1 protein-coding gene is annotated in these 409 nt (G+C 63.1%); it reads left to right on the plus strand.

What is annotated here, in order from left to right; translation table 11 throughout:
• On the plus strand, positions 1–409 hold a 409-nt coding region (locus tag F0Q45_RS26860; RefSeq protein WP_149656687.1), incomplete at both ends, for an AMP-binding protein.

Raw genomic sequence — 409 nt, forward strand, 5'->3', positions numbered from 1 at the left:
TCAACTGATGGAGTCACTCCATTCGCCCCTGCCGGCGGCAGGGGTGTGGTCGCAGTGTCATTCCTATGGCTTCGACGTCTCGGTCCAGGAGATCTGGGGGGCGCTGTTGGGGGGTGGGCGGTTGGTGGTGGTGCCCGAATCGGTAACCTACGTACCGGCAGACCTGCGTGCCTTACTGATAGCCGAACAGGTCAGTGTCCTCAGTCAAACTCCCACCGAAGTGGGGGTGCTATCACCAGAGGGTTTGGGGTCGGTGGCGTTGTTGATCGGGGCTGAGCCGTGCCCGGCCGAGGTGGTGGACCGGTGGGCGCCCGGGCGGTTGGTGATCAATGTCTACGGCCCTACCGAGACGACGGTGGATGCGTCGATGAGTACGCCTTTAACAGCTGGGATGGCAGGTTGGGGGGAA

Origin of the sequence: Mycobacterium simiae (genome assembly GCF_008370645.1) — a bacterium.
GTDB classification, from domain to species: domain Bacteria; phylum Actinomycetota; class Actinomycetes; order Mycobacteriales; family Mycobacteriaceae; genus Mycobacterium; species Mycobacterium simiae_A.